The organism is Halomonas sp. BM-2019, from assembly GCF_017584085.1.
Genome location: NZ_CP071922.1, coordinates 985,000 through 990,456, shown reverse-complemented (window position 1 = coordinate 990,456; position 5,457 = coordinate 985,000). Strand labels below are relative to the sequence as shown.

The window sequence follows — 5,457 nt, the reverse complement described above, 5'->3', positions numbered from 1 at the left end:
ACAGCCGCCGCCGCTGAGCCCGCCGCACCTACCCGTCAGCGCCCGGCTCGCCCCTGGAACGACACGAGGGGCGAGCCGGGCGCTGTCGCGTTTCGGCCACTTCCCGCCCCGGGGCGAATCCCGCAGAATCCACTTGACAGGGAGAGCCGGCGGCCCTCAAATACGCCAATGTTGCGCCGCAGCATAGCGGCAACCGAGCGTCCCCCAGCGCTCCCCGACACATTCCGACAGGAGGCACCCTCGTCAATGTCCCGTCTCGTTTCCGCCCCTTTCAGGCGCTGGCGGCTGCTCGCGCCGCTCTGCCTCTCCGCCCTGCTCGCCGGCTGCCTGGCCCTGCCCCAGACCGGGCTCTTCGCCTTCCGCCTGGCGGTGACCTCGCTCGGCGTGGAGGAGGTGCGCATCGGCCCCTACGCCGTGGACGCACGCCTGGACACCAACGACATCATGTCGCTCGCGCTCTCGAGCCTGGGCGCCGGCAGCCTGCCGGTGCAGGCGACCCTGGCCATGGGCCTGGGGCTGCCCACCGGGATGCCGCCGGTGGAGATGTCCGGCTTCCGCTGGACGCTGGACATGCCCGGGGTAGATCCGGTCAGCGGCAACTACGAGCAGGACGTCACCCTGACCTCCGGTGACGACGCCAACCTGCGCCTGCCGGTGGCCTTCGACCTGCTGGCGGGCGGCCGCGAGGGGCTGGGGCCCATGGTGGAGCTGGCCAGCCAGCTGGCCCGCCAGGGCGAGCTGCCCGCCGGCAGCGAGCTGGCCATCACCCCCGGCGACCTGCGCGGCCTGGGCATGACCCTGCCTGCCGGCCTGCTCACCCCCACCATTCGCCTGGGCATCGGCGAGGACGGCAGGCTGATTCCGCGGGGGTAATGCCTACTTCCCGTGCAGGCGCCGGCGGCCCACCCAGTGGGTGGCGAACTGCCAGGCGCCGCGGCCGCTGCGCCCGCCGCGCAGGGTGGCGAAGCGGATCGCCTCGGCGCGGGCCTCGGCGCTCCAGTCCTCGCGGCTACCCAGCTGGGTGACCCAGTGGCAGCACGCCTCCAGGTAGACCTCCTGGTTGAAGGGGTGGAAGCCCAGCCACAGGCCGAAGCGGTCGGAGAGCGAGATCTTCTCCTCCACGGCGTCGCCGTGGTGGAGCTCGTCGCCCACCAGCCGCGAGCCTTCGTTGTCGCTCATCGACTCCGGCAGCAGATGGCGGCGGTTCGAGGTGGCGTAGAGCAGCACGTTGGGCGGCGGTCCGGTCAGGGCGCCGTCCAGCACGCTCTTCAGCGCCTTGTAGGCATCATCGTGCCCCTCGAAGGAGAGGTCGTCGCAGTAGACCACGAAGCGATGGTCGTGGTGGCGCAGCTGTTCCACCAGCATGGGCAGGGCGGCGAGGTCGTGGCGGTCCACCTGGACCAGGCGCAGGCCCTCGGCGGCCAGGGAGTTGAGCAGCGCCCGGATCAGCGATGACTTGCCGCTGCCCCGGGAGCCCCACAGCAGGGCATGGTTGGCCGGCAGCCCCTGCAGGAAGGCGCGGGTGTTGTCGACCAGCGCCAGCTTCTGGCGCTCGATGCCCAGCAGGTCGTCCAGGCTCAGGGCGTCGCGGGGCGGCACCGGCAGCAGCCGGCCGCCCAGGCTGTGGCGCTGCCACAGGGCGGCCACGTCCCGCGACCAGTCCACCGTCTGGGGCGGCGGCGGCAGCCAGTGCTCCACCTGGTCCAGCAGGTTTAGCAGGCGGCGCGTGAGCTCGGGGTCCATGGCGTTCTCCTTCTCCGTATCGGGCGGTTGACCTGACGGGGGTTCCGGGTATCTTGTGGCGAACCTGACGCCCCGTCCAGAGTCTGACCAGGCTGGACGACCGAGCCCGGTCACAGGAGACCTACCATGCGCTGGATCCACTGCCTCGCCATTGGCGCGCTGAGCCTTACCCTCACCGCCTGCGCCACCTCGCCCACCGGGCGACAGCAGCTTACCCTGGTATCCGATGCCCAGCTCAACGAGATGGGCGCCCAGGCCTTCGAGCAGTATCAGCAGGACCTGCCCCAGGCCGGCGCGGCCGCCCAGCGCTACGCCCAGTGCGTGGCCGAGGCCCTGATCGACGCCCTGCCCGCCGAGCAGCAGCGCGCCCAGGACTGGCAGATCCGCGTCTTCGAGTCGGAGCAGGCCAACGCCTTCGCCCTGCCCGGCGGCTACATGGGGGTCAACACGGGGCTCCTGCGCATCGCCGAGAACCAGGACCAGCTGGCCACGGTGGTCGGCCACGAGATAGGGCACGTGCTGGCCCGCCACGCCAACGAGCGGGTCTCCGCCCAGACCGCCACCCAGCTCGGCCTCTCGGTGCTCTCCACGGCCTCGGGCATGCAGGGCCCGGCGGGCGAGCAGATGATGGGGGTGCTGGGGCTCGGCGCCCAGTACGGGGTGCTGCTGCCCTTCTCCCGCCGCCACGAGAGCGAGGCCGACGTGATCGGCCTGCGGCTGATGGCCGAGGCGGGCTTCGATCCCCGCGCCAGCGTCGCCCTGTGGGAGAACATGGAAGCCGCCGGCGGCGGCGCCCGGCCCCCGGCCTGGATGTCCACCCACCCCAGCCAGGGCCAGCGCATGGCCGGCCTGCAGGCCAACATGGATGACGCCCTCGCCCGCTACGAGCAGGCCCGCCAGGCGGGGAGAACGCCCAACTGCCCGCGCCCCTGAGGAAACGCCCACCCCACTTCTGGAAAGCGAATGCTGAGACTCGGACTGCTGTTGTTGATCGCCCCCGTCATCCTGCTGATGGGGGTCTACTTCTGGGAGCTGTCGGACGTGCGCGAGTGCACCTACGCCGGCGGCTACTGGGACTACCTGGAGGGGGTGTGCCGCGACACGCCCCAGCCCTTCGTCTCCTGGCTTCAGCGCTATCCGTGGCTGGTCAATGGCGGCATGCTGCTGTCGGTGATCGGCACGGGGATGTGCATGGTGGGGCTCTATGTCAAACGCCGCTGAAGGCTCTATACCAAGCGACGCTGAAGGCCCAACGTAGTACACCGCCGCGGGGGCCTCAGGGCAGACGTCCGCCCAGCCCCAGCCCCACGGCCAGCAGGATCACCACCGCCCCCAGGACGATTCCCAGCAGGGCGAACGCCCGCCGCTCGTCCGAGCGGCGCAGCGCGGCGACCCCCATGCCGATGGCGATGGCCTGGAGGCCGACCAGAAACAGCAGTTCCACCCCGATCAGGCCGGGGCCCGCGGCCGGCGCGGCGCCCTCATCGGGGGCACTGGAGGCAATGATCGAAGCCACCAGCGTCAGCCCGCCCAGGAAGACGCCACCGAACAGCGCCATCAGCAGCGAGACGATACCGAGACTGGTGAAACGGCGGGTATCGGGCATGGGGCGCTTCTCCAACGGCTGAAGGCCGGCGCGCGGGCTCAGGCCTCGAGCCCACGGCGCAGCTCGGCCAGCACCGGGGCGGTGTCGGGGCGCTTGCCGCGCCACTGGTAGAAGGACTCCGCCGCCTGCTCCACCAGCATGCCGAGGCCGTCGGCGGTGCGCGCCCCGCGCTCGCCGGCCCAGCGCAGGAAGACCGTGGGTTCGGCGCCGTACATCATGTCGTAGGCGGTGGCCCCCGGCGCGAAGAGGTCGTCGGGCAGCGGCGGCAGGTCCCCGGCGAGGCTCGCACTGGTGCCGTTGATCACCAGATCGAAGGGGCCGGCCACGGCGTCGAAGCCGCCGCCCTCGATGTCGCCCAACTCGCGGAAGTCGGCGGCCAGGGCCTCGGCCTTGGCCGCCGTGCGGTTCGCCACGACCAGGTTCGCCGGCCCCTCGGCCAGCAGCGGTTCCAGCACCCCGCGCACCGCCCCACCGGCGCCCAGCACCAGCACCCGGGCGCCGGCCAGGGTCACGCCGCTGCGCACGAGGTCGCGCACCAGTCCCACCCCGTCGGTGGTATCGCCATAGGTGGCACCGTTGCCGCCGAGGATCAGGGTGTTCACCGCCCCGGCGCGCTGGGCGCGCTCGCTCAGGGTGTCGCAGAGGCGGAAGGCCTCCTCCTTGAAGGGCACGGTGACATTGGCCCCGCGCCCGCCCTCGGCCACGAAGCGCCGCCAGGCCCCGGCGAAGTCGTCCAGGGGCGCCTCGATGGCGGTGTACTCGATCGTCTCCCCGGTCTGGGCGGCGAAGGCGGCGTGGATGGCCGGCGACTTCGAGTGAGCCACCGGGTGGCCGAAGACGCAGTAGCGGTTGGTCATGGTCACTCCTTGGTCAGTCATCGCGGCCGGCCTCGCCCAGCCAGTCGCGGGGGCGCAGGTAGCTCTCGTAGAGCACCGCCTCGGGGCTGCCGGATTCCGGCGCCCAGGCGTATTCCCAGCGCGCCAGGGGCGGCATCGACATCAGGATCGACTCGGTGCGCCCGCCGCTCTGCAGCCCGAACAGGGTGCCGCGGTCCCACACCAGGTTGAACTCCACGTAGCGTCCGCGGCGGTAGAGCTGGAAGTCGCGCTCGCGCTCGCTCCAGGGGGTCTCGCGGCGGCGACGCACGATGGGCAGGTAGGCGTCGAGGAAGGCGTCGCCCACGGCGCGCTGGAAGGCGAAGCACCGCTCGAAGTCCCAGGCGTTGAGGTCGTCGAAGAAGAGCCCGCCCACGCCGCGTGTCTCGTCGCGGTGCTTCAGATAGAAGTAGTCGTCGCACCACGCCTTGTAGCGCGGATAGACATCGTCGCCGAAGGGGGCGCAGGCGTCCCGGGCGACACGGTGCCAGTGCACCACGTCCTCCCGCACCGGGTAGAAGGGGGTCAGGTCGAAGCCGCCGCCGAACCACCAGACGGGCGCCTCCCCGGCCTTCTCGGCGATCAGGAAGCGCACGTTGCCGTGGCTGGTGGGCACATGGGGGTTCTCGGGGTGCAGCACCCAGGAGACGCCCACCGCATGGAAGCTGCGCCCGGCCAGCTCCGGGCGCGCCGCGGTGGCCGAGGGGGGCAGGCGCTCACCGAAGACGTGGGAGAAGTTGACCCCGCCCTTCTCGAACACCCGGCCCTGCTCGATCACCCGGGAGCGCCCGCCGCCCCCCTCGGGGCGCTGCCAGGCGTCCTCGCGGAAGCCCGCCCCGCCATCCTCGGCGGCCAGGGCCGCGCAGAGGCGGTCCTGCAGATCGAGCAGGTAGGTCTTGACGTCGTCGAGTCGGGCGTGGGCCAAGGGGGCTCTCCTCGGGTTGGCAGGGGGATCAGGCGCGCATCAGCTGGCCGGTGACCAGGTCGCGGATGGTGCTGGGACGATCCAGGCCGCCGAGCTCCCCCTCGACGAGGGCGTCGAGCTCGTCGGCGAAGATGGCCCGGACCTGCTCGGCGCTTATCGCCGGCGGCTCGCTGGCGATATTGGCCGAGGTGGAGACGATGGGCCCGCCGAAGGCCTCGCACAGGGCCGCCACCAGGGGGTGGGCGCTGACCCGCAGGGCGACGCGCTCGTGGCAGCCCCGCACCAGGCCGTGGCTGCGTCCGTTGTCG

General features: G+C 71.9%; 8 protein-coding genes. 3 read left to right on the top strand and 5 right to left on the bottom strand.

From position 1 onward, the window contains the following. The first annotated feature begins 246 nt into the window (after nt 1–246). Complete coding sequence (locus J5F18_RS05040) at nt 247–873, top strand: hypothetical protein (RefSeq protein ID WP_346301231.1); 627 nt, start codon at nt 247–249, stop codon at nt 871–873. A gap of 3 nt (nt 874–876) precedes the next feature. Here J5F18_RS05040 and J5F18_RS05035 read toward each other — a convergent pair whose 3' ends face one another. Then, complete coding sequence (locus tag J5F18_RS05035) at nt 877–1,743, bottom strand: ATP-binding protein (protein WP_346301230.1); 867 nt, start codon at nt 1,741–1,743, stop codon at nt 877–879. A 126-nt stretch (nt 1,744–1,869) separates the two neighbouring features. Here J5F18_RS05035 and J5F18_RS05030 point away from each other — a divergent pair, with 126 nt between their 5' ends. Both J5F18_RS05030 and J5F18_RS05025 read left to right on the top strand, forming a co-directional pair. After that, nucleotides 1,870–2,676 carry a M48 family metallopeptidase gene (locus J5F18_RS05030; protein WP_346301229.1) on the top strand — a complete coding sequence of 269 codons (807 nt, stop codon included), beginning with the start codon at nt 1,870–1,872 and terminating at the stop codon, nt 2,674–2,676. Between the two features lie 30 nt (nt 2,677–2,706). Then, on the top strand, nt 2,707–2,964 hold the full coding sequence (locus J5F18_RS05025) for a hypothetical protein (protein WP_346301228.1): 258 nt from the start codon (nt 2,707–2,709) through the stop codon (nt 2,962–2,964). Nucleotides 2,965–3,019: 55 nt separating this feature from the next. On the opposite strand, the gene J5F18_RS05020 is transcribed toward J5F18_RS05025, so the two are convergent. The 4 genes from J5F18_RS05020 to J5F18_RS05005 all read right to left on the bottom strand — a co-directional run. Next, complete coding sequence (locus tag J5F18_RS05020; protein ID WP_346301227.1) at nt 3,020–3,349, bottom strand: hypothetical protein; 330 nt, start codon at nt 3,347–3,349, stop codon at nt 3,020–3,022. A gap of 38 nt (nt 3,350–3,387) precedes the next feature. Continuing rightward, nucleotides 3,388–4,206: a shikimate dehydrogenase gene (aroE, locus tag J5F18_RS05015; RefSeq protein ID WP_346301226.1), complete on the bottom strand. Its 819-nt coding sequence runs from the start codon at nt 4,204–4,206 to the stop codon at nt 3,388–3,390. Between the two features lie 13 nt (nt 4,207–4,219). Continuing rightward, the gene (gene hemF / locus J5F18_RS05010) at nt 4,220–5,149 is read right to left on the bottom strand and encodes an oxygen-dependent coproporphyrinogen oxidase (protein ID WP_346301225.1); all 930 of its coding nucleotides are present in this window, start codon (nt 5,147–5,149) and stop codon (nt 4,220–4,222) included. Nucleotides 5,150–5,177: 28 nt separating this feature from the next. After that, a partial coding sequence (locus tag J5F18_RS05005) for a Sua5/YciO/YrdC/YwlC family protein (protein ID WP_346301224.1) occupies nt 5,178–5,457 on the bottom strand: 280 nt, incomplete at its 5' end.